We start from the raw sequence: 22,587 nt of genomic DNA, 5'->3' as shown, positions 1-22,587 counted from the left end.
TGCCCACAACCAAACAGGACAAGACGATGCATTTCACAAAAAAGGCCACCCTGACGACACCGGAGCCTGACAAATTTCAGGTGGAGTTCAACGGCGTGAGGTACAAGCCCACAGATGATGCCAGGGCCGTCGGCGTTCTGCTTTTCGGACTGCGCCCCAAGGGGATTAGTTTCGAGTGCAATCGCGACCCGTCCGTGTTTCTCTACTTTGCGCAGCATGTTGCCGCGATGCTGCATTCGCATGCCAACGGAGACAAGGTCAGATTGGACGGCCGGCGCAGGGTGTCACTGGAGGACCTTCGCAAGTGGGTCAATGACGCGGTGGCGCTGGCACCTGACGAGGAATCCGCAATCAGGGCCAGAGCGCTGATAAATGAGAACCTTGGGCCCTACGCCTACGATGATTGAATGATTTAACGCCGGACTTGTCCGGCGTTTTTCTTGGGGGTGCGGTGTGGCATTTCACCTGATGACCAGCCCTCGATTCCGTGGCTTCGTGCCTATACGGTCGAACGGAGATGCCATCCTGGACTCCGGCGGGCAACGCGCGCCTGGTCGCATTGCCACGACCCATCACCAGGCAGGAAGGGTTGGCTATGCCTGCCACACACACCAAAAATTCTTCTGATTTCCTGACGCTAGCTGAGCAGGCGCGTCTTCAAAAGCTTGCGCCAAAATTCGACATCTATTTTGACCAGGTCGATGACGAAACCTACCGCCTCATCGCACTGGGCGAGAACGGCGGTCGCGAGGTCATCCTGCCTGCCGAAATAGCGCACCGCAGGCTCCTTGCCGAAATATGCGCGAGGGCTGCGCCGTGGGTTCATTTCCAAGTTGGCGTGTCCTGTCGCGATTCTTTGCTGCGCGACCAAAGCGAAGCGCGACTTGCCCGAGTTGCCCAGCTCTATGCCCGCGACCGTGATTCCAATCGGTGACGGGGCGGTCGAAGGGGGCTTAATGTCCTCCGGAGAGAATCCTGTGTAGCGGCCCGACCAGACGGGGCAAATCCGGGTACCGGGCATGTCGTGCCGAGGGGCCAATGCCCTGACACGGTAAATCGCCCTGTCGTCGCTTCACCCGTTGGGCAGCTTCACGGCGGGGCAGGGCGCGCGCAGCTTGCGTCATAGCATGCCTGCCTGCTCGATGACCTCCATAAGGCCACGACTCATCGACTCCAGCTCCTTCTCCGGAAAACCGTGCTTGTCGAAGACGGCGTTCATCCCGGCAAAGCCGCGCCGCAAGAAATCTCCGAGCTTGTCGGCGTCGATTTCCACTGCGCCACCGCCCGGAAAGGCGGCACCGCATACGCATGAGCCCAGTAGTTTGATGCTGTCATCCACCTGGTTGAAGAAAAACGCCCAGTACGGCCACTGTTGGTCGAGCAAGCGCAGGAAATCACGCACCTCGGGGATGTCCACGAGCTCGCGGGGGTCCTGTCCGCAGCCGTCCACCACCAACGACATCTGGCCACGGTAGAGCCATGCGTCTTCGCGCGTGGCAATGAAGGGCTTCAGGCCGGACAGGACCGATGCGATGTCGCCGGCCTCGACCTGGCGGCGGGAAATCATCAAGACGACTGGTTCTGTGACTCCGGGACGCAGGTCGATGCGAGGGGTGGTGGGCATGGGGGGATTTTCGCTCTGTTTCGGGACTCCCTCGCGAGAAGGCCAATGTTGCTCGGCCCGCCATGCGAGCCCGATGACCCCGGAATCGACTGCCAATTCTCCCGCGTTGGCGACGCGTTCGATGAGCTTCATCGCAGCCAGGATTAGGGCCTGCAGTGCGTGTGCCTTGGGGGTTCCGCATGTGTTGGACACGCAGGTCGGCGGGCACGAACACTCCGAGTCACCGCTTATCTTGCTCACTTCCTTGAGTCTGTGCGCCTCAAACAACGAGCTGCCGACCGGTGCCTATACAAGGCAGCACATTTCGTGCTTTCACATTAGGACATCAATTTATGCACACAATTTCAGGTTCAAGAAATCCCGACCTTCGTCGCAAGACAAGTCAACTTGAATTCACACCGGCGCAAAGCCGCGGGAGCGAGAGCAAGGCAGACCGCGTGGAACGTTTGTACCAGGCTCCAGGAGGTCCGCTGATGGGCTGGGTGTTTGATGAAGCCCAGTCACGCGGTCACGACGTCAAGGAGGTAGCGCAGGCGCTTGGCGTGACCTATGGCTACATAAACCAGCTGCGCAACGGGGTACGCAATACGGCGGACATATCACAGGATTTCGCGGAGGCTTGCGCACGCTATCTGGGCAGCATCCCCACCGTGGTCATCAAGCTGCTCGCCGGCAACATTCGGCTCAGTGATTTCCTGTATCGCCAGGAAACGGAGGAGGAGGCCATTGACCGGTCTCTTCGGCAAATGCTGGAGGACCCCAAGATGCGTGCGGTTCTTCCGGCCGCAGCTGACTTGGCGTCGTGGACCGTCGAGGCGAAAAGGGCCATCGTACTCATGTATGCGGAGGTCTCGTGCAGTGATTTTTTCAACACGCGCGAGCTTCCCAACATCCTGTTTTGGTTGCAGCGCGCTGCGGTAGCGCACGACGAGAACGAGTTTGCGGCGATGGCCGGGCACCGGGACACCGCTGCGAATCGCGACTAGGGTTTGACCGCGGAATGGACTGATTGATAGGGGCGGGCTTCACGGCTCGCCTCTTTTTTTTCGCCCGGTGAAAATCCATTCTCCTCCCTTGGGCATTGCGCCTGGCCTGCCCATGACAGGGCCGAAGCATCGACATATAAACAACTTCCGCTAGACCTGTCACCTTGAGTCCGGTTATGGCACAAGGGGGCACACAGAGTCCGGTCAGGCCCTGTGGCTGCCAACTTAATTTGGCCTTGACGTGGAAACTATTGTGATTCAGAAAACTACTCTCACCAGAGCCCGGGCGGATAAGCACCGGCTGCTCGACATCCAGGAGTTGGCGTTGCTGCTCGGGCGCAGCCCAGAAACCGTTCGCAAAGACCTGCGCCGGCGCCCCGATGCCGTGCCGCCGCGGCTGCAACTGCCGGGTACCCGCTTGCTGCGCTGGCGCCTGGTCGACGTGACCAGCTGGCTGGCCAAGTATGTCGAGGGGGCCCAAGAATGAGTTCTTCAGCCCATCCCAACATGCCCAGTTATTCGGCAGCCTTGACTGGTGGTCGCGTGTCCTACCTGCCCAGTGCCGTTGGACGACCCGTGTCTGGCACCGCCCATGCCGTGGTCAGCCTGCCGAGGACGGAGGGTCAATCTGGCGGTAAGACTGGAGCGACAGTCGTCCCGGCCCGCTACAAGCTGTGCGCTGCCAGTGAACTCATGGACACTCCTCCCATGGCGTGGTTGGTCAAGGGACTGGTCCCCCAGCAAGGGCTGGGAATCTTCTACGGTCCATCCGGCGCTGGCAAGAGCTTCCTCCTACTGGATATGGTCTGCGCCATTGCGGAGGGTGAACCCTGGTTCGGCCGCAGAACCACTCGTGCACCGGTGATTTACCTGTGCCTGGAGGGCGCGGCCGGCTTCGTCGGACGTATCAAGGCCTGGCAGGCGGCGCAGAAGCGGCCATTCCCCGAGCTTGTGCGCCTGGTCGTGCAGCCGTTCAACCTGCACAGTCAGCAGGACGTGCGCGACCTGCTGACGGCTGTCAAAAGCCTTGTCAAGAGCTTGCCGGGCGAGCTGGGCCCACCCGTCATTGTGGTCGACACCCTGAACCGAGCCATGGCGGGTGCCGATGAAAACGGCTCGGCGGACATGGGGCTGTCTTTGCAGGCCTGCGCGCTGCTGGTCGAACACACCAAGGGACTGGTTCTGCTGGCGCATCACAGCGGAAAAGACGCCGACCGCGGACCACGGGGCCATTCGTCCCTGGAGCCTGCCGCTGACGCGTCCATCAAGGTGACCCGCGCCGGTCAAAAGCGCCACTGGGAGTCCAAGAAGGTCAAGGATGGCGACGACGGTGTCAAGGGAAGCTTCGAGCTGGAGACGGTTGTGCTGGGCATTGACGCGGACGGCGACGAGGTGACCAGTTGCGTCGTCCATCGAGACGCCAACCCGGTTCCCGAAGTGAATGCGCCCGAGCTTTCCGCATCTCTCCAGAATGCGCTCTTGAGCCTACAGGACGCCGTTCACCAGTCCGAAGCCGCGGGGGCCGGTGGACGGGCAGTGGCGGACCTTGAGGTGTGGCGTGAAGCGTTTTACACGCGCTGCCCGGCTTCGACCTCCAGCGGGAAACGCAACGCCTTCCATCGAGCCCGAGCCGAACTCCAGGAGCGCGGGCTCACGGTTGAACGAGACGGTTTTATGGAAGTCCAGCCTGCCGGACTTGAAATGTTGGCGCGCTTGACCGGGTAGCCGATTCCACCTTGCTGCCGCGGAGTCTGCCGTAGGGCGTCTCAACGTCTCACCCCTAAAGGGGTGTGAGACGCTGAGACGTTCTTTCCGACGGTCGGCCCAGTGCCCGGGCCCGAATTTGAAATGAGATGCCCTCTTAGTGCGAAACTTCCTTCTCGACAGGACCAGCGCGATACGGCCCCGTGGGGGTGAAGCTTGACCGGGGCATGCATGTGACGCTTTGCAAGCGTTACATGGGGCTCTGGCAGCGTTCTCGATATGACTAGTGGTCATATCGCGAACAAAAGCATGGCATATCCCGAACAGGCGTTCGCGATAATCCCGACCAAAATCAATGCGGTACGAGCTTTCGACGCATCTGGACTATTTTCTAATATAAATACAAGCGCCTGAAAAAGCAGAAGGCGCGCTCTGTAGGTGCGCTTTCTGCCCAGGACTCCTTTTGTCCCCCATGCACAAGGACGCGAGCACGCGTCCAGCACGAAGTCCGTCCCGGTGGAGGAAGTCTTCCTGGCGGGGAAAAGTCCAAGGCAATCAAAACCTGCAAGGACGCTTTGCAAGCGTCCATGACGCGCCCGACCTCGGGTTGAACTGTGGCCGCCAGTCTGCCAACGCAACTGGTCCAAGAAATCCTGAAGAGCTAAGGCCGGCGCGGATTGGCGGGATATTAGACTGGCTCAGCCGGGGACTTCGGAACCGCAACCTACCTGGCGTGCCGCACTGACCGCCGTGACGGCGTTAGTGCCTGCACCAGCACGGATTGGCTGGAACAACAGACTCTTTTTGACAAAGGACGTCTTCGCATTTATCGTTCAGCGAAACGCGCTAGGCTTACGAAGCCCAATTCCGCTAACCCCTATCAACTGAAGGAGAGTCGCCATGGCCAACTCGATGCAAGAGCAAGACGAGCTGCAGGTCCTTCAAACTATCCGCCGCCTTACTCGGGAAGAGCTGAATGCTCTGGTTGTTGAAGGCGAATCTTCGGGCGCCGCTCAGGCCCTGAGGGACATGTTCAGTTTCGCACAGAGAGAAGTTGATTCGGTCGGCCAAGAGCACCATTTGCCTCGGGGAGACTAGTTCACGCCTTGGCCCACTGGTTCGGCTCGATGAAAAGCGCGGCAATTGCTGCGCTTTTCTGTTTAGGGACGCCACGCGTCTCCGACCCGGCGTGTCCAAAAAGTTCTTACGCCTAGGTGCGCATGGCGGTTCATAGAAATCCACGTTTCATGGCGCAGCGCAGTGCTTCGCGCCTGGCCCACAAAAGTAGCGCCTCGCCCCGGAGAGGGGAGAGGCGCGAATCAGATGCCGTCGGTGCGTGACCTAGAAAAGCTTCTGCCCTTGGGCTGCCCCGCTGCGCAACGCATCCAGTTCGCCCTGAGCCTCGACGTTGCCGAGGGCCGCCTGGTGCAAAGCAGTCAGCCAGCGATAAGTCGGTTCCCCGCGAGAAGTATCCCCGCCCAGTTCATGAAAAAGGAATGCGACAAACAGCTGCACGGGTGGCGTAGCGGCCGCAAGTTCCGGCGGCACAAAGGGGCCAATGAACGGATGCTGCCGCAATCGCTCCAGGTCCCGAGTAACGCGTTCGCTGACCGGCCCCTTCTGGGGCCAGACAAACTGCTCCAAACACACCACGCCGGCGAGTACAAGAACGAGCACGGTGGGTACGCCCAGGTACCGGGCAGCATTCTCGTGGACGAAGCCATGCGCATTGCGGATGGCCGATACGTTGCGGCGCCATTGGGCCAATCGCTCGTAGCTCACGCCCAGCGCCTTCGCCAGACCGGCGAGGGTGTCTCCGCGCCGGGCGGCTTCCGCCACTAGAGCGCGCAGCAGCGGCTGCTCGTCTCGCAGGACCGGCGGGGGATTTCCGCGTTTGCCAGTACTGCCTCTTTTGACCTTGGTCTTCATTTGTTTCCTCTACGGTGTGCAGCCAATCGCTGCAACAACGTGTAGCGAATGCGCAAAACCTCCCGCCCAGACATGAAGCGAGCCCCGATTCGTCCCTCTATCGGCTTCATGGCAGTTCCCCGCATAGTGTTGGATTCAAGACATCCAGACTTTCTCCATGCAAAACCAAATGGAGGTTCCGACCACCACTGCCGCGGAACTCGTTAAAAACAAGCTCGAGCTTCGCGTTTGGGGCCTGGGTGGCGACGCAATAACGGCGGTGATTTGGCCAACGTCCCTGGCGCCTGGCCGGGTCGGCGCTGTGGTGGAGTGGCATGGCACCGACGTCGTGTCGAGCGTTGTTAGTTCTGAGGGCGACGCGTCAACGCCGGGTCAGCAGCAGCTACTCCTGATTTGGACTGCGGCCGGGGCTCAATCGGTCCGCGCGGTGCCGCAACTGGGGGCTGACAGATGGCACTTCGCGCGGCTCACGCTGCCGGATATCCGAGGTCAATCAGCTGGAAAGCTTCGGGTGTCGCTGAATCGCCAGAAATGGACTGGCACTTTGACGGCGACCGCGCAGCCCGGACTGCGCGTGGAACTGACGATTCCGGCGGAATTGCGCCACCTCGAAGTTGGCAGCCTAATGGCCGAAATGACATCCCGCCTTGCGTTCGGTCAACCTTGGGAAACGGCGGTGTCAGAGCAGGAGGAATGACGGTGCGTTTGGCATTGGCCGGTGTCGTGCCTCGAACACTAGTCTCCGGACGAATTTGCTCCACGCAGTAAAGGTAGCGTCCTTTGCCATACCTGCTGGGCGCCAATGAACGTTTTCAAAACCAACGACGAAGGAAGAAGGTATGCCGATTCCCAATATTCCCGAGGTCTGGCCCATCGCCGACATCTCCATGCGCCCGTCCGTGACGCTCAGCGACTGGCAGGCTTTTGAGGTTCAGATGCGGGGCGCCGCGAGCAGGACGCGGCACTTCGTCGGGTACTGCCTTGAAGACCGAGCGGGCCAGGTCAGTTCCGCCGTGCAGGAATTCGACGCCAGGACGATGCGCGGCATAGCAAACAGTGGGCGTGTGTACGTGCTGCGCGGCAAGGCGGGGCGGAACGCAGACGCGGAGAGCGCGTGGCGGCATTGGGTGAGACTCAACGGAGCCACCGACCTAGAGGACATTTCGCAGTACCTCAAACGCATGCTGAAGCCATGAAGGGCCAGGGCGAGTTGATACTCTATCTCGACTACGACGGCGTTTTACATCACGAAAACGTGCTGTGGCATCCGCGCATCGGCGCTTACCTCTCCGCGCCTGACGGCTTTGTGCTGTTCCAGCACGCCGAACTGCTCGAGGAGCTGCTTGAACCGTATCCCGAGGTCCGCATCGTGCTGAGCACCTCGTGGGTGCGTCGATACGGCTGCAGCAAGACTGCCAAGAATCTCCGACCGGCACTCAGGTCGCGGGTGATTGGCGCCACGTTTCATAGCCGGATGGACCGGGAAACCTTTGCCGCTGCACCACGGGGGATGCAAGTCTGGGCGGATGTGGTTCGGCGACAGCCGCGCGACTGGCTGGCTGTCGATGACGACTACCTGCACTGGCCAGCGTGGTGCCGTGACAAATACATACGCACCGACGAACGCGAGGGCATCAGCGCAGCTCCGGTGCTAGCCGAGGTCCGGCAGAAGCTGTCGCTGATGTGCGGGGGTGGGGCATGAACATCGAACGCAAGCTCCGCTTGCCGCCCGACTCCATCCTGGGTCGCCTCGTTGCCTTCCTTGCCCGGTTCCGCAACAGGCTTGTTGCGCCACGCACTGAACATGCCGAAGACGACACCGATGAGTTCGAGCCATTGACTCCTGAACAGCATGCAGTGATTGCACGCGCCGAGCCCTTGGAGCGCGGGAGGGTCATTGAAAGTTTGCTTCCTGACGAGCAAACCTTTGATGTTGCGCAACGCGTCAGAGATATGCCAATCGATGAGATTTCAGCGGCCTTCAATGACATCGAGTCGCCGGACGAAGCGGCGTTGAAGGCGGAAGCCGTAGTGCGCGCAGAGCATCTCGGAAACGTTCTCATTCGGAGGAATAGCCATTTCCATGCTGGTCGCATTTGTAATCGCGATGCTGGCCATCCTTTTCATGAAATGAACATGACTATGTCCATGGGGCGATTCATCGCCGCGATGCTCAAGGACCCCGAGCGCTCTCGCACGGTGCTGGCTGTCGCTGCTGCTATCGGCGGACTGCTAGCAGTTGGACTCGGCATAGCAGCGGAGTTTTTCAAATGAGCAATGAACCTTTGAGCCTTCTGATTTCGCGACAGGAGCTCCCTCGGGAAATCGAGAGCTACAGCAGAGCGCGACCTTGTCATTTCTGCGTCCAGTCGCTCATCTCTGAAACACGAGAGCCTGCGCAGGAAATTGAGAGCGGGCTGAACGCCGAGGACAGGCTCCGGACCGCGGGTGAAACGTTCGAAATAGACCTGAACTTCGCTGATTGGGCCGGCCGTGTTGTCCAGACGCCGTCGACGCCAATGCCATACCAACCAAGATTTACGGAGCCAGCATCATGACCGTCCCCTTCGAGCGCACCCGCGCACTGATAAATACCATGCGCTTCCTGCAGGAGCTGATGGACCCCAAAATCACCCCTCGGGTGCGACGGGCGATAAGAGGCAAAGCAAAGTCGCTGCTCAAGCACTACCCGTCCTTTGCAGACATCGAGCAGGCGCATAAAGCACTACCCGATACATACGGGCCCGTGCCACCGTTTTCCCGGCTGACTGGCTCCCCGCAAGCAGTGATGACCATCGAGGCCTCCAGCCACCATGACGACTAAACCCCTCGGCCCTTGGGACCTCAGCCGGTCGCCTCTCGCAAGATGGCGAGGGAGATGCCGGGTCGTGCACCTTCGACGGACGAGGTATCTGGTACTGGGCAAAAGACTGCGAAGCCGGTCGAGGGGCCGTCAGCTGAATGTGCCAACGCGCACTTATCGAGCGCTTTCCGCCCCGGTCTGCGCCAACCCCCGAAGAACCGGGAATAACCCAGACTTGCATACCTGACACCATGACCATGCCATCAGAGCGCACCCGCGCAATTCTTGGAACCAGAGCATTTCTTGATGGGCTGGTGCACCCGGAGACATTGTCGGGTCTCCCGGCCACCATACCAGGCGCGCTGCAGGAGGAGGCGCGTGCGCTGCTGCAGCACTACCCCTGTGCTACCGAAATCCACCGCGCGCATCACGCGCTTTCCCAATACTTCGGCCCCGTGCTGAGCCGCAGGGGCTTTAGCATTGACCCGGGTACAGAGCTCTTCAGCCTGTGGGGCTTCAAAGCCGGCTGGCTTATATCTCACGACGACGGAATCGGCGTATCTGCGGAGCTGGACGGCGTGGACCTCTGGTACTGGTCGAAGGACCAAAAGGCGGTTCTACGAGCCTTTCGTCGCGCCTGTCGACGAGCCTTCCTGCGGCGCCTTCTCCCTTGGCTTGCGCCGCCACCGGTAGTGTTGGAAGCAACCCCTGAATCCACGACCAATGCGACGACTCAACCTTCAGAGCGCACGCGCGCCGTCTTTGATGCCAAGAGGTTGCTCGAGCGGCTATTGCGCAGAAGGTCGGAGCCGCCAGACGCTCCCGACGCATTGCGTGAGTACGCGCGTTGGTTGCTCCGGCACTACCCCTTTGAATTTGAGTTCGAGTTGGCACATCAGGCGCTGCCCGAATGGTTTGGCCCCCTGCCTGAAAGAGAGCAATGACATGACAGTAGACGAGAAGGCTGAGCAATCCTACCTGGAGGCTCGCTACAACGTGACCGACGAACAGTTGGTCGCCCGCATCAACGCGGCGCCGGACATAGGCGGTGCGTTGCTTGTTGAATTGAATGAGTTCATGGAGAAGAAAATGACAACAGAAAAAATTGAGGCCTGGCGTCGACTGGGGGACGTCTACCTGCAGGACGCACGCCAGCCAGAGTTGTCCATGCGTAGCCGCGCGGATGCGGCGTTTGACGCCTGCTATATGTACGCGCGTTGCGTTGTCGGAGAGCATTCGGAGCTGTACAAGCACCCCGACGAGTCTGTGCTCACGCTTGCCTGTGCAGAGCTCGGCTGGGTGCATTCCGTGCTGCGTCCTGTGCGCCAGCATCTGCACCGGCGGTTTGAGCCCCTTCGCGATGGCAGTGAGTTCGATGTGCTGATGGCACTCGCGCTGCGATTGAAGGAGGCGGCGGGCGCTCTTGACAAAACGTTCAGCTCAAAATGAAGCTTCAAGTCGCTAGCGACCTGCACCTCGAATTCCTCCAGAGGTTGTTTCCGGGGGAGCGGCTGATATCGCCTGCACATGGCGCAGACATCTTGGTGCTGGCCGGCGATATCGCCAACGGTACGCAGGCAATTGACCTGTTCAAGGATTGGCCAGTGCCTGTGCTGTATTTGGCCGGAAATCACGAATATTATGGCCGCGAATTTGAAGAGACACGTGCCGCCTTACGCGCGGCCGCACGGGGCACGCGGGTCACATTCCTTGACAACGACGTTGCCGATTTCGGTGGTGTTCGGTTTTTCGGTAGCACCCTTTGGACGGACTATCGTCTGGTGCGCGACCGCACCCAGCAACACCTGATGGAATATGCGGAGCAACGCATTGCCGACCACTTTCGCATCCGAAGCGGCGAGGGCATGTTCACTGCACACCGAGCCCTCGCCGAGCATGAGATTTCACGGGCCTGGCTTGAGCGCGAGCTGAACAGCCCATATGATGGCAAGACTGTCGTTATCACGCACCATGGGCCGCACCCGCTGTCTGTCCATCCGCGGTACGTCGGTGACCCCTTGAACGCAGCTTTTGTCAGCAACCTGAGCGACCTCCTGCCAAAGGCTGACCTTTGGATTCATGGCCATGTCCACGATTCATTTGACTACAGAATTGGCAAGTGCCGTGTGGTCGCCAATCCGCGTGGCTATGTGCGGGATATGCACTCCGCTCCGCGCGCCGCGGACCTCGTTTACGAAAATCCGGCATTCCAGTGGGCTTGCGTGGTTGATGTATGAGGGGCGCTGAGCAAACATGCCTCGGTAAAACGGAGTTCGAGTTTGTCACCGGCCAAGCGACTTCATGGCGTCGAAGGGGTTCGTCGAGGGCTACCGCTTATTGTGTTCAGAACCACCAGTGCGAGAAACAGGATTGGCATCCCCTCGGCGTGCAACATGGCGGGCAAGCACTAGCCACAAACCTGCCCACGCGGCACCAAAGGCCCACCCCCCGAGAACATCGGTTGCCCAATGGACGCCAAGGGCGACGCGACTCAATCCGACCAGCAGCGTCATCAGGACCGCAGTCCCCAAGATGTAAATCCGTTCCGCCGGACGACTGTGTGTGCTCGCAAGCAAGCTTCCGAGCGTCAGAAAAACTATGGCTGACATGCTTGCGTGTCCGCTAGGGAAGCTCAAGCCGGCGACCGAAAGTTCGGCGTAGGCCGCGTCGGGGCGCAGGCGGCCGAAGGCAGCCTTGAACACGCTGACGAGAATCGAGCCAGATATGACAGATGTCGCCACAAGGAAGGCGGAAGTCCTCGCCGAGATGAGAGCGAGATAGCCGGTGGTGGCAACCGTGAAAAGCGCCAGCACGGTTGTGCTGCCCAGGCCGCTCAGGTCACGCATGACTTCAGCCAACCAGGGATGAGCGGCTCGCAGGGACTGAGCACCGCGCAGCAACTGCATGTCGAAAAAGCGAGTATCTCCTTCGACAACCTCGCTGCCAAGGTGTGCGAACGCCAGGGCCAGCAGGGCCGCAACAAACACAATAAACAACGGCTTGAGAAGGGATTGGTAGCGCTCGCGCTGGGATGGGCGCAGTGCGGAACCGCTTTCGCGAGGTAGTGGTGGCATCCCAGCATAGTAGGCCAGTCGGGCAAGAGACTAGAGCGGCAGGCGGCGGCAGACGGCACCGCCCCTGGCGGCGCAAGCTGCTTTGATGAGGGCACTTTAAGTCGCGACACGGAATTTCCGCTTTGCGCCCAATGCGGTCCCTCGCACTTCTCCAAAGCGGACCCTCAGGCGCTTGGTTTTGAACCGCCATTGGCCAAAGACCTGGGCCACGCGCCCCTAACAATTGAGGCTATCGGCTGCAGCGGCTGGTCAACTACGAGTTGCTCACGCATAACCACGCGGGCCATGGTGCGCAGGTTCTCTTCCGTTCGCGAGTGGTCAAACTCATGCCCAAACACGGCGGTGGCTTCTTGGAACCCCAAGCAAACTTTAAGGTAGCCGTCGCCTATCTGCTGTCCGCGGGGTAGATGGATGTGGCTCACCAGTCCATCAAAGTAAAACCGCGCGTATGTAATCATTTCCCCATGTGAGCCATCGTCCTCTACCAAGGGTTTACGCTCAAGCAATGGTGTTCGATTGTGAGCGGTGCCGCGCGTGGTCAGTTGGAAAAGTTGAATCGGATAGTCTTCTGGTCGGCCTGGGTTTTTGTTGAGCACGCGGACTCTCAAATCCTCCAGTTCGTCTTTCAGGAGCACGATGTCAGAAAACTCCGGACGAGTCGACGCCGCGGCACGCCATAGAAGACTGAGGAAAAATAGCCGTAGCACCTCTGGGCTCTGCAGTTTGAGCAGGCGAATCGCCCCACCACCTAAATCAGCTGCGCTAAGTTTGAGATGGGTTTCGTCGGCGCTCCATCCACTCCACACCAAGCGGTGCCTTCGTAGCTCTTCGATTCCTTTGGTGTCGATGTCCTCAAGGATGTCTTCGCCGAGTCGGGTACACAGTGAACTGTCGTACCAGCTATCGGCACGCTTCTTCATGCCAGCGCCGATTCCTGTTTCGACAAATTTCTCGCCAACGGTGGAGAGACGAGTCAGCGCTCGGGGAATCAGGTGCGAGGCGACGTAGCGACCGCGAGTACGAGTCAGGGCGCAGATTCCATCTTTATTGTTTGATGCCATAAATTGGTCGATGTCAGGACTTCGGGGTTACGTTGCCGCTGGCTGTGTTGCCGTCACGTTCATATGCGAGTCCAGCAGCACGTCTGTCCAAGCCATGCCGTCTTCCGGGGTTGGGTGACGCGGTTCATCGTAGGGTCGACCAGCCTCGCGACGTTCGCATTCCAGCGAGGCGAGCAGGCGCCTGCAGCCATCGGCAATGGGTCCAATATCCTTTGCCCGAGCGTAGAGCTGCGCCCGAAGCTCATTGCGTGCCGTCGAGGTGACTTCGTACTGCGTATCGTCGATTGGTATTTTGAGCGTGAACATACCTCTCAACATCCGATACGCCGGCATGTTCGGGTGAATAGCTCTCCCGGCATCAAGGGCTTCCAGCAGGAACGATTGGCGCGCCTCCTCGGCGCCCTTGATGTGGGAGAGGGCCTCGCCGGCAAGCGCATCGGCCAGGAAAGACTGGGCCTGCCGGCAAGCCGCAAGGAGCGCTTCGACGTCATCGGCTCCCTCGCCCATGACCGCTGCAATGCCGGGCGCGAGTCGCTCCAGGGTCCATGCACTTTCGCACCACGCGAGCAGCGTCCCGTTAGCGACGAGCGCAAAAAGCACAGTGAGGTGCTGTGGCGTCAGGGCAGAGACTAGCGCCCGAGCGAGCTCCTCTGACGTCTGCCCTTTTTCGGCAAACTCCCTTCCCAAGTCCACGAGTAACGGCCATGCAGCCTCTGAGTGCAGGGCCCCCAGACGACGGATGACTTCGTTGAGGGAGGTGAATTGGCGCCATTGCCGAAGATAGTGGTCCATCGGCTTGCGTATGAGCGAGGTAGGAGCTACGCAGAACATCAATTCGCTAAGCTCCGACATCACGTTGCGTGTTGATTCGTCATGCCACTTTTCATTGGCGGAATTCTCGTGCAGAGCTTCAAGTTGCCCGACAATGGCCCTATCGGAGATGGGCAAACCTTGGCGCACGAGGCCCCGCAGCGCCCCAACCGTTCCGTAGACATCCATCAGGCCACTCGCCAGCGCGAGTCGCACCGGCTCGACAATGCCTGCGCTGGGTACGCTCGCTACGATACATGCAAGGCGCCCGACGCGGTGCTCCGCCTCTCGTGCGTTCCACAGCTGGTCGGTGGACTTCCTTTCCTGATAGGCCGTTACGAGGTCGCATAGCCTCTGTCCAAGGGCTTGTGCTGCCTCGTTTGTCGACTGCTGGAAAGTATCGTCAGGTTGCTGAAGCGCGCGCCCCAGCCTCCGACGCTGCTCGCCCTCCTGAATGTCAGTGCCAACAGAACTGAGCAGACGTTCCCGCCTACTTGCCCAAGGCAAGCTGACGATGCGGGCAATCACCTCCGGGATGAATTCCAGCGCGCTGGGGTGAGCCATCAGCTCCAGTACGGCCGGCAGCGCATCAGGCCCCCACTTCGCCAGCGCCGATGCTAGGAAAAAACCCAAATGAGGATTGCTGGGCCGAGGCGAAGCTGCCCCTCTCGACCATTGATTGACCCTCTCCAAGTAAGTGCTCCAAGCATCAAGGTGCCGGCGACAAGTCTCCAGCAAGAATAATTCAAATCCACCCGGTGCGACATGGCTGGCGACGCAACAGAGGTACACCCGGACCGAGTCCTGCGGCACGTCCGCAGTCTCGACCTTCTCGCTGAACAGGGCTACAAGTTGACGAACCTCATCAAGTGTTGGCAGCCATTGATTGACCGTCCTGGCGCTTCCTTCGTCGCGCCCGATTCGCCGCATAACCAGTTCTACCAGCCGAACAGCCTCGTCGTAGGGGGCATCCTGACCACGTTGCATGACCACATTCAGCAGGTCGCCTCCAGGCACATGGGCAAGGAGGTAGCCAAGCTGCGTGTGCCTTTTGTCGTCAATATTGGTCGGCGTTCCGCGACCGGCCTGGGCGTTCTGCAGCCACGAGCCGACACAGCGCTCAATTTGGTTGCGGTCTGCCAAGGGCCCTAACACCTCACCTCGGAGAGTATGGAAATTTTGCCCCTGCAGAGTGGCCCACGCTTGCTCGAAGACGTCGGTCTTGACATTGGCTGGCGCTTTCTGCAGGTATTCACTTACCCATTCAGGCACGACGGGTGCTTCCACGGCGAGCTCCCGAGCAAGGTTCAACAGGCGTTCGTTTGCATTGGTCCGAGCGATGGCAACCAGAGGAGCATCGTTTCCGTGACGCTCACTGCCGCGCAAGCGTTCGAAGACCACATCAAGCGCGCGAGGCCCAACCTCATTGGGGAAGGCCAGAGCAAGCCTCAATTGTGTGTTGTCGGAAGTATCCTTGAAAGCGATGGTCCGTAGATGCTCTCGCACCGCGTCGCTGGCGTGTCCTTCTTCCAAAGCGTACTGGATGTAGCTCACGACGTTGTGTTCGGTCTGGACGGCAACTGGAGCATCCATCCAGGCCTGCAGGGGTACATCAGAAGCTGGGAATTGCCAGAACAAGGCGGACATCGCCGCTGCTTGGACGGCAGGGTCGGACTCACTTCGAGCCAGACCAACGAGAAACTCATAGTTATCGGGGTTGTCAGCCATCTCGTGCACGAACTCGACTCTGCGGACTGACGGCCACGATGCGACACGTTGGACAGCCCCAGCGCCAAGCTGGGCAAGAGATATGGCGGAGCCGTTCAATCGACATGTATGAAGTCGCGTCTGCTGGTCTTCGCTCTCGAGAAGCGGCCACAGCTTTTCAGCAAAGGCCGGCATGTCAGACGCAATCTGGTAGGCGACTCCAAGGTCTCGAACATCGTCCAACGCGGATGCGGCAAGTTCGTTGACGCGCGCCACGAGGTAGTGATGAAGGTCCGAGTCATCTGCGTCGCTGAGGGCACAAATTCCAGCCAAGTCACAGGCGCGGCCTAGGTCTATCGCTGCGGCGGCCCTAACCATCCGAGCTCGAGAGGTGGCCGCGCCTCCCCCGTCTTTCAGTTTTCCAGCGACAAGTACGAGAGATTCGTCCCAGGCCGGACAATTTACCGCCGCACTCAGGAGCGCTGCTGGGGCAGCATCTTCAGTGCACTCGCGTAGCAGCCGAGTCGCGACGAAGTACTCTTGGAAGCGTTGGTGAGCGAATCGAACCACACTGTCGTCGAGGTGCAGGAGATGATGGCTGACCAGCACGTCCAAGACCGAGGCCGGTTGAGGGGGTGCGCCAATTAGTCGGCGTTCAGCCAACTCAGCGGCCGCAGCGTGGATGGATTGAAGCGCCTCCTCTCTGGAGCAGTTAATTGACATCCGCTGCGTGAGTAGGCAGGCAAGTTCTTCAAGGTACGCGCGTTGATGGCCATCTATAGGCGTAACGGAAAGCACGAGTTTGCGCTGGTCGTCTTCTTCGAAGGCCTGCACAGCGGCACCGAGAAGGTCAAACACGCTCGAATATGCCACCGCGCCCTTCCTCGCTTGTGCGATGAGGCCCCGCAGTATGAGGGGGCTCCTGGCCGCATGGCGCAGGCGCGTGTCTTTGGCAAGAAGGTCCAATAGCGGCGATGCTCCTTCATTGCCAAGCTCCGCCCGAACCACAGCCGATTGACCCCGCCAAGTAAGCCCTCGGACCTCTATTTGCTTCGCATCAGACAGGCTGGGCACGTCGCTGGAAGTCCGGGATACGACCACAACGCTGAGCGCTTCCGCTGCCGTAGTCAACTGGATAAGGCCATCCCGGCAGACCAACTTCGACTGAGTCGACATCTCGTTCCAGCCGTTCAACATGATGACCAAGCGGCCGGCCTGTGCCAGCCTGGTCAGCTCAACAGAAGTCACGCCGTTTGCCTGAGCTGAGGGGAGGCTGGTAAGGTAGTCGAAGAGGCTTGCGTTAGTCCGCGCCCAAATTGCGGCGTCCACAAAAAGGGGAATACGACGCCCGTCGTCCATGCAAGACGCGCACAGGTCCAAGAGGAAAGTTGTCTTGCCTATTCCTCCTGCGCCGAACAGAACAAGGCTATCCCCCGTCTCGATGGCTGCAGAAAGTTCAGAAGCGCTTGTTGGATGTGGTTCGTGCCCGTCCTGCCTCTCGTTTGCCTCTAAGGCGAGCGGTGCGACGAACAGAGGCATCTTCCAGCTCCGCTTGCCAGCGTCAAGCAACGTCGCAGCCATGGCCTGGGCACGAGCCAAGTCGGCATTGCTCGGGAACTCAGGCTGTTCAGGATGACCTAGACTGAACACCTGCGCGGCTGTCCATTGCTCAAGCGCCAGTTGCAGTGCTTGTTTGCCAGGCCCCGTCGCCCGGAGTTGTCCGTAGACGTGCGATATAGCTAGTTCCACTCGGCCAGCGGCCAGTCTTCTGGTTTCACCGGTGACCCGTTCGAACTCGATGGCAAGTCGTTCCTCGGCTCCCTTTGACATCTCTGGAAGATTGGCTGCTCGTGCTATCAGCACTTCAACGAAGGGGGCGATGTTTTCGCCTTGCCGCAACCAGTTTCGGCACTCGTCAGACTGAAGTTCCGGAGGTAGTTCGGCCATGGCAGCGAGCTTGCCGAGCTCTACCTTAACGAGATGATGAAGGCTACCTTGACTGGCGAGGTCTTCGCCCTGCATGGCCTTTTTACTTGCATTGCGCCGTGCGTGCTTCTCGACCGAAAACGTCTGGAGCTTCCTCACGGCCAATATGGCAGGTGTCTTGAGTAGCGCGAGCCAGTCGACCGCCATCCCTGTACCCTTCACTTTCATTGCCCGCAATTTGGGACTCTTCGATTGTGCCCTGAAACACGCCACTGATTGACGCATTGACATCAGCCCCACCGCAGTGCTGGCGTCAATTGGGACGCTACCTCACGTGACAATTTAAGCCGGCACCCCGATTAGAACAACGCCTTGGGAGGGCTCAGCGCATCGAGTCGGCGGCCCATGTTAAGGGCCGCTCCTGGTCGGGTGCTGCCGACCGGTCTGACGGGTAGCCCATGGCCTTCCCACACAGGGCAACTAGGCCCCGAGTGGCCCTGATACAGCCGCTTGTGTCGCAAGGCGCGTGATGAGCGACACCATGTGCGACCTGGCGGCGACGTCAATTGGCATGTCTGGGACGCGCAGAAGTGCGCTCGGCGCGTCCACCAAACCAGCGCGAAGAAGGACCACGTTGAACTCGCGGTCCTTCTCACGGTTGGCGGCACACTTGGCCATGAAGAGGTCCAAAACGTCGATGCAATATGCGATGCGGTCGTTCGTAGAGGGCGTCTGAAGTCGGTGCAGCCGTCCTTGCCAGCCCTGGGGCAATATGGCCGTTGTTGAATCAACACCCTGCGCGTAGTACCCGAATGTGTCGTGAAACTGCGAACCTTCGCCAAGCGCCCCGTCGATGATGTCTGATAGCTCCTCCGCCTCCTTGGGGTAGAGGTCCGCCTCGTTAGACATCAGGCATTCGAAAGGAGGCCGTTCAACTGAACCCAGGATACTTTGACTGCCGACGACAATGAACTCGTACCGGTCAGTAATTGTGCCAGCCGCGCGGATGAGGTGCTCAAGCTGGTGCAGTTGCATGAGTGCCCTGCTTCAACGACTTCACCCTGCGGATGATTCCCAGCCGCTTCTCATTCGAAAGTAGCGTCGCCAGGGGCGAGGCCTGGCGCAGCTGGTTGCCCCGCTCGCCGGGTGCGACCGCCAATCGCCATTCACGCTTGTCCAAGATGCGCCTCCACGCGTCCAGAAGCTCATGGCTGCGTGGGTCGGCGGTTTCCTGCCATCGGTTCAACGTCGCAATTGCACGCTCCACAAGGCGCGGATTCTGTTTGAGCAGCCGCACAGCTTCCACGTGCATCAGCAGGCTTTGGTAGTCCTGAGCCCCGTGCCGGTCCAAATGCTTCGGCGCGGACGGCTCGACCGTATCAGACTCTCCCGTCGCCAGTAGCGCGACATCGGCCACGAGACCGAGCGCGGACATTACCGCGATGTAGGTGCCCATTGACGGCGAGGGCCTGCCTCCTTCCACGGCTTGCAGGGTGGTGCGTGAGACGCCGACCCGGCGCGCCAGCTCAACCGCACTAATCCCGCGCGTCTCCCGAGCGAACTTCAGCCTTGCACCAAGCTGTGCAAGGAGCTGCCTTTCAAGCGGGCGGGTCTCGAGCGCAATGTCAGTCAATGGCATGTTCAATATTATAGGCAATCGCTTTTAAGATGGTTAGAATTATGGCCGCATTTAGGGGATTCTGATAGCCAGCTGTCCGTGCGGATGTCCGGTTACGAGGTTTCCAATGAACGTCCGTTCCTGGTCGCCTGGTGCCTGTCAGGGCGACGTCCAAGGACATCTGCGGCGCCAGCTCGAAGGCCAAAAATGATTCGTCTGTATTTACTGCCAAGCCCAACTCGCGCATTAAGGGGTGACACCTTGGTCTCGCCCGAGCTTGCCTGCGGAAATGCCATGCCGTTCAAGCCAGCTGCTTTGCGCAGTCAAAACTGCATCAGCCCCTCGGCCAACGATGCCCTTATAGACACCGGGTGCGGTGGCACCTTCGGTGTTGAACAGGACAACGCGTGAGCTGGCATCAAGCCCCAACTTCTGGCACATTTCGGTGTTGTTCACCAAGGCTTGCAGGGCAGCAAGGCCTGCGGCACCGGATTCGCCGCTGACCACGGGAATATCACCTGCTGCTCCGTGCGACAAATCCCTCATGGCGGCCTCAGCCTGTGCGTCAGTGACGGTCATGAACATGTCCACTGTGGGCTGCAGAAAGCGCCAAGCCAGCGGTGATGCCTCTCCACAGGCAAGACCCGCCATCACCGAATCGACGGTACCGGTTGCACGCGAGGCGCATCCCCGCAATGCACTTTGATAAAGGCAGTCGGCTTGCTCCGGCTCGACAACGATGACTGTCGGGCGGTTGGCTCCATACCGCTCCCAGAAATGGCCGACCACGCCAGCGGCCAGACCACCCACACCTCCCTGCAGAATGACGTGGGTAAATGGGCAATATGAACCCTCTGGGGCGTCCTCCAGCAACTCATCGACGAGGATGCCGTAGCCCTGCATCACATCACGGGGAATCTCCTCATAGCCCTCGTAGGAAGTGTCGGAAACCACCTCCCAGCCGTTCTTGGCGGCAAGGCGTGCTGCCTCCGCTACCGACTCGTCGTAGTTCCCGGTGATGCGGATGATTTCGGCGTTGAAAGCGGCAATGGCGTCCTCCCGCTCTTGACTGACATGGGCGTGCAGCACGATGACGCAGCGGCAACCAATGCTCTGGGCCGCGGCTGCCAGGGCGCGACCATGGTTGCCATCGGTTGCAGTGATGACAACAAAGTCGTGCAGTTGCCTGGCGTGCAAACCCGCCAGCAGGTCCGCTGCGTTCCAGGGTTGGTCAGGCCAGCGGCGAAGCACGAGTCTCAACAGTGCGATGGGGGCGCCCAGGGCTTTGAAGCTACCCAGCCCGGACCGCTTTGACTCATCCTTCACATGGAGTGAGCCAACTTTAAGAGCAACTGCCAGCTTCGGCAGGGGCCATGCGGGGGTTGGCGTTGGGGCTAACCGGTTCCATGTGGACAACCAGACGCGACTCTCGCGTCCTGCGGCAATGCTCATCACCTTCAGAAGGTCGGCGTCATAAGCTTGGCGAATTGCCTGAGAATTTAGCAGGTGCATTTCAGACCTTGAGTGGATGGGTTTGGGGCAGGCGGACTCGCGCAAGTTCGGCGAAATAACGGGCCCCCAGCGGGACGACGAGGTCGTTGAAGTCGTATTTGGCGTTGTGCAAAGGCGTTGCACCAGGACTGTTTCCATCTCCGTTGCCGATGAAGACAAAAGCACCCGGCAATACCTTCAGGAAGGCACCGAAGTCCTCCGAAATCATCATGGCCGGCACGTTGGCCTCGACGTTCTCGGCACCGACCACGGCGCTGGCGGCTGCAACGGCCACCGGTACGCACTGCGGCCAGTTCACCGTAGGTGCGAACTCATGGGTGTACTCCACGCTGCCGGTTGCACCGTGTGCGCGGCAGATTCCGTCGCACAGCTCACGCATCCGTCGCTCCAGGAGGGCCTGCACGTCAGGCGAATAGCTCCGGGTGTCGCCTTTGATGACAACCTCGGTGGGAAGCGCATTGCGAATGCCATCTGTGTTGAACTCTGTGCAAGACACCACAGCAGGCAGACCAGGGTCCACTGACCTGGCAACAATGGTCTGAAGGGCCAACACAATCTCTGCTCCGATGACGAGCGGGTCGATGGCCGTGTGGGGTCTCGCAGCGTGTCCGCCACGGCCGGTTATGCAAATGACAAAGTTGTCTTCGCTGGCCATGATGCCGCCCACGCGGGTAGCTATGTGCCCCACTGGCATACCCGGAATGTTGTGAGCTCCGTAAATCTCGTCCATGGGGAAGCGCTCGAGTAAGCCATCTGCCAACATGGCTGCGGCCCCACGCCCATGCTCTTCGGCCGGCTGGAAGATGAAGCGCACGGTTCCGTCAAAGTCCCGCCGCCTGGACAGCAACTGGGCAGCGCCAAGCAGCATGGCCATGTGCCCATCGTGACCGCAGGCGTGCATGCAGCCGGGATTGGTTGAGGCATAAGGGCGGTTTTCTGCGGTTTCGGTCATGGCCAACGCGTCCATATCCGCTCTCAGTCCGAAAACGCCCTTGCCACCTCCGACGGTGAGGTTGGCAACCACCCCGGTTCCGCCAATCCCTCGATGCACTTCAAGCCCCAGCATCTGGAGCACCGTTGCCACGTAATCCGCGGTCCGGTGCTCGTTGAAGCCGGTTTCGGGAAAGCGATGAAACTCTTGCCGCCAGCGCACCCACCCGGACTCCAGTTCAGCCTCGGCTTTACTTTGACTCGCTGCGTCGTTCATGCTCGCTCCTTGTGGGATATTGGCATATTATTTGGCCGCACCTTCGAGGAATTTCATCACCATAATCCTCAAAAACGAGTAAGTAACTCATGTCTAGCAATGATTTGAAGCAAATGTCTCAAGCAGCAGGACAGCAACGCAAATTCGTCACATTGGACAAGCTGGACATCCAGATATTGGGCCTTCTACAGGAGGATGCATCTCTGCCCATTCGGGTGCTGGCTGACAAGGTTGGCAGTTCCCCGGCAACCTGCCAAAGGCGCATTGCTGATATGCGAGCGTCGGGAGTCATCCTGAAACAGGTGGCCATCGTTGACCGCCTCCGCGTTGGGCGACCATTGACCGTGTTCGTTTCGGTAGAACTCGACAAACAGAACGCGGCATTGCTGAGAGCTTTTGAGCAAAAGATGTCGGCTCAAGAAGACGTCATGGCCTGCTATGAGGTTTCGGGGGAGTTCGACTTCCTCATCATCGTCAACGCGGCATCCATGGAGCAGTTCCACGCGTTTACGCGCGAAGTCTTCTCATCGAACAACAATGTTCGCAACTTCAAAAGCGTGTTCGCCATGAACTGCTCGAAGTTCGAAACCCGTGTTCCGTTACCGCGATGAGCGGCTGCTTACGCG

At 59.8% G+C, this 22,587-nt stretch carries 24 protein-coding genes; 15 read left to right on the top strand and 9 right to left on the bottom strand.

Translation table 11 applies throughout. The annotated features are described in order from the left end of the window. Window positions 1–26 precede the first annotated feature (26 nt). Together B0E49_RS04310 and B0E49_RS20015 are read left to right on the top strand one after the other, a co-directional pair. Complete coding sequence (locus B0E49_RS04310; protein WP_077560737.1) at window positions 27–407, top strand: hypothetical protein; 381 nt, start codon at window positions 27–29, stop codon at window positions 405–407. A gap of 188 nt (window positions 408–595) precedes the next feature. After that, window positions 596–934 (top strand): hypothetical protein, encoded by a 339-nt coding sequence (locus tag B0E49_RS20015; RefSeq protein ID WP_144264435.1) that lies wholly within the window; start codon window positions 596–598, stop codon window positions 932–934. Window positions 935–1,120: 186 nt separating this feature from the next. Here B0E49_RS20015 and B0E49_RS04300 read toward each other — a convergent pair whose 3' ends face one another. Continuing rightward, window positions 1,121–1,756: a hypothetical protein gene (locus tag B0E49_RS04300; protein ID WP_144264434.1), complete on the bottom strand. Its 636-nt coding sequence runs from the start codon at window positions 1,754–1,756 to the stop codon at window positions 1,121–1,123. A 200-nt stretch (window positions 1,757–1,956) separates the two neighbouring features. Between B0E49_RS04300 and B0E49_RS04295 the strand changes: the two genes are divergently transcribed. From B0E49_RS04295 to B0E49_RS04280, 4 genes are all read left to right on the top strand, one after another. Further along, entirely contained in the window at window positions 1,957–2,610 is a 654-nt protein-coding gene (locus B0E49_RS04295) for a helix-turn-helix domain-containing protein (RefSeq protein WP_077560734.1), read from the top strand. Window positions 2,611–2,863: 253 nt separating this feature from the next. After that, window positions 2,864–3,097 (top strand): helix-turn-helix transcriptional regulator, encoded by a 234-nt coding sequence (locus tag B0E49_RS04290; RefSeq protein WP_286137792.1) that lies wholly within the window; start codon window positions 2,864–2,866, stop codon window positions 3,095–3,097. A 221-nt stretch (window positions 3,098–3,318) separates the two neighbouring features. After that, on the top strand, window positions 3,319–4,335 hold the full coding sequence (locus B0E49_RS04285; RefSeq protein WP_168174996.1) for an AAA family ATPase: 1,017 nt from the start codon (window positions 3,319–3,321) through the stop codon (window positions 4,333–4,335). Window positions 4,336–5,214: 879 nt separating this feature from the next. Beyond that, window positions 5,215–5,412 (top strand): hypothetical protein, encoded by a 198-nt coding sequence (locus B0E49_RS04280; RefSeq protein ID WP_077560732.1) that lies wholly within the window; start codon window positions 5,215–5,217, stop codon window positions 5,410–5,412. A gap of 243 nt (window positions 5,413–5,655) precedes the next feature. On the opposite strand, the gene B0E49_RS04275 is transcribed toward B0E49_RS04280, so the two are convergent. Continuing rightward, window positions 5,656–6,243: a LysM peptidoglycan-binding domain-containing protein gene (locus B0E49_RS04275; protein ID WP_077560731.1), complete on the bottom strand. Its 588-nt coding sequence runs from the start codon at window positions 6,241–6,243 to the stop codon at window positions 5,656–5,658. 157 nt (window positions 6,244–6,400) lie between these two features. On the opposite strand from B0E49_RS04275, the gene B0E49_RS04270 reads away from it, so the two are divergent. From B0E49_RS04270 to B0E49_RS04235, 8 genes are all read left to right on the top strand, one after another. Next, window positions 6,401–6,940, top strand: a complete 540-nt coding sequence (locus B0E49_RS04270) for a hypothetical protein (RefSeq protein ID WP_144264433.1) — start codon at window positions 6,401–6,403, stop codon at window positions 6,938–6,940. A gap of 142 nt (window positions 6,941–7,082) precedes the next feature. Further along, window positions 7,083–7,439: a hypothetical protein gene (locus B0E49_RS04265; protein WP_077560729.1), complete on the top strand. Its 357-nt coding sequence runs from the start codon at window positions 7,083–7,085 to the stop codon at window positions 7,437–7,439. Further along, on the top strand, window positions 7,436–7,945 hold the full coding sequence (locus B0E49_RS04260) for an HAD domain-containing protein (RefSeq protein ID WP_077560728.1): 510 nt from the start codon (window positions 7,436–7,438) through the stop codon (window positions 7,943–7,945). Before B0E49_RS04265 ends, B0E49_RS04260 begins: the two co-directional genes overlap by 4 nt. Beyond that, window positions 7,942–8,517: a hypothetical protein gene (locus B0E49_RS04255; protein ID WP_077560727.1), complete on the top strand. Its 576-nt coding sequence runs from the start codon at window positions 7,942–7,944 to the stop codon at window positions 8,515–8,517. The genes B0E49_RS04260 and B0E49_RS04255 overlap by 4 nt, the downstream gene beginning before the upstream one ends. 280 nt (window positions 8,518–8,797) lie before the next feature. Next, entirely contained in the window at window positions 8,798–9,067 is a 270-nt protein-coding gene (locus tag B0E49_RS04250; RefSeq protein ID WP_077560726.1) for a BPSL0761 family protein, read from the top strand. Window positions 9,068–9,297: 230 nt separating this feature from the next. Further along, window positions 9,298–9,990, top strand: a complete 693-nt coding sequence (locus tag B0E49_RS04245; RefSeq protein ID WP_077560725.1) for a BPSL0761 family protein — start codon at window positions 9,298–9,300, stop codon at window positions 9,988–9,990. Between the two features lies 1 nt (window position 9,991). Further along, window positions 9,992–10,495 (top strand): hypothetical protein, encoded by a 504-nt coding sequence (locus B0E49_RS04240; RefSeq protein ID WP_286137791.1) that lies wholly within the window; start codon window positions 9,992–9,994, stop codon window positions 10,493–10,495. After that, the gene (locus B0E49_RS04235) at window positions 10,492–11,283 is read left to right on the top strand and encodes a metallophosphoesterase (protein WP_077560724.1); all 792 of its coding nucleotides are present in this window, start codon (window positions 10,492–10,494) and stop codon (window positions 11,281–11,283) included. The genes B0E49_RS04240 and B0E49_RS04235 overlap by 4 nt, the downstream gene beginning before the upstream one ends. 90 nt (window positions 11,284–11,373) lie before the next feature. Here the strand turns inward: B0E49_RS04235 and B0E49_RS04230 are convergent, their stop codons facing one another. From B0E49_RS04230 to B0E49_RS04200, 7 genes are all read right to left on the bottom strand, one after another. Beyond that, window positions 11,374–12,120, bottom strand: a complete 747-nt coding sequence (locus B0E49_RS04230; protein WP_077560723.1) for a phosphatase PAP2 family protein — start codon at window positions 12,118–12,120, stop codon at window positions 11,374–11,376. A 164-nt stretch (window positions 12,121–12,284) separates the two neighbouring features. Continuing rightward, window positions 12,285–13,181: a hypothetical protein gene (locus B0E49_RS04225; RefSeq protein ID WP_144264432.1), complete on the bottom strand. Its 897-nt coding sequence runs from the start codon at window positions 13,179–13,181 to the stop codon at window positions 12,285–12,287. Between the two features lie 27 nt (window positions 13,182–13,208). Next, window positions 13,209–17,831 carry an NACHT domain-containing protein gene (locus tag B0E49_RS04220; protein ID WP_077560721.1) on the bottom strand — a complete coding sequence of 1,541 codons (4,623 nt, stop codon included), beginning with the start codon at window positions 17,829–17,831 and terminating at the stop codon, window positions 13,209–13,211. Window positions 17,832–18,104: 273 nt separating this feature from the next. Then, a complete protein-coding gene (locus B0E49_RS04215; RefSeq protein ID WP_077560720.1) occupies window positions 18,105–18,659 on the bottom strand; it encodes a DUF6036 family nucleotidyltransferase in 555 nt (184 codons plus the stop codon). Further along, window positions 18,640–19,263, bottom strand: coding sequence for a helix-turn-helix domain-containing protein (locus B0E49_RS04210; protein ID WP_077560719.1), 624 nt, complete (start codon window positions 19,261–19,263; stop codon window positions 18,640–18,642). The genes B0E49_RS04215 and B0E49_RS04210 overlap by 20 nt, the downstream gene beginning before the upstream one ends. A gap of 225 nt (window positions 19,264–19,488) precedes the next feature. After that, the gene (locus tag B0E49_RS04205; RefSeq protein ID WP_168174995.1) at window positions 19,489–20,754 is read right to left on the bottom strand and encodes a diaminopropionate ammonia-lyase; all 1,266 of its coding nucleotides are present in this window, start codon (window positions 20,752–20,754) and stop codon (window positions 19,489–19,491) included. 1 nt (window position 20,755) lies between these two features. Beyond that, a complete protein-coding gene (locus B0E49_RS04200; RefSeq protein WP_077560718.1) occupies window positions 20,756–21,961 on the bottom strand; it encodes a M20 aminoacylase family protein in 1,206 nt (401 codons plus the stop codon). 113 nt (window positions 21,962–22,074) lie between these two features. Here B0E49_RS04200 and B0E49_RS04195 point away from each other — a divergent pair, with 113 nt between their 5' ends. Continuing rightward, a complete protein-coding gene (locus tag B0E49_RS04195) occupies window positions 22,075–22,572 on the top strand; it encodes an Lrp/AsnC family transcriptional regulator (protein ID WP_077560717.1) in 498 nt (165 codons plus the stop codon). The last annotated feature ends 15 nt before the right edge of the window (window positions 22,573–22,587 follow it).

The organism is Polaromonas sp. C04, from assembly GCF_002002705.1.
In the GTDB taxonomy this organism is placed as follows: Bacteria; Pseudomonadota; Gammaproteobacteria; order Burkholderiales; family Burkholderiaceae_C; genus Rhodoferax_A.
The sequence above is the reverse complement of the archived record's forward strand: the minus strand, read 5'-3'. Positions and strand labels throughout refer to the sequence as shown.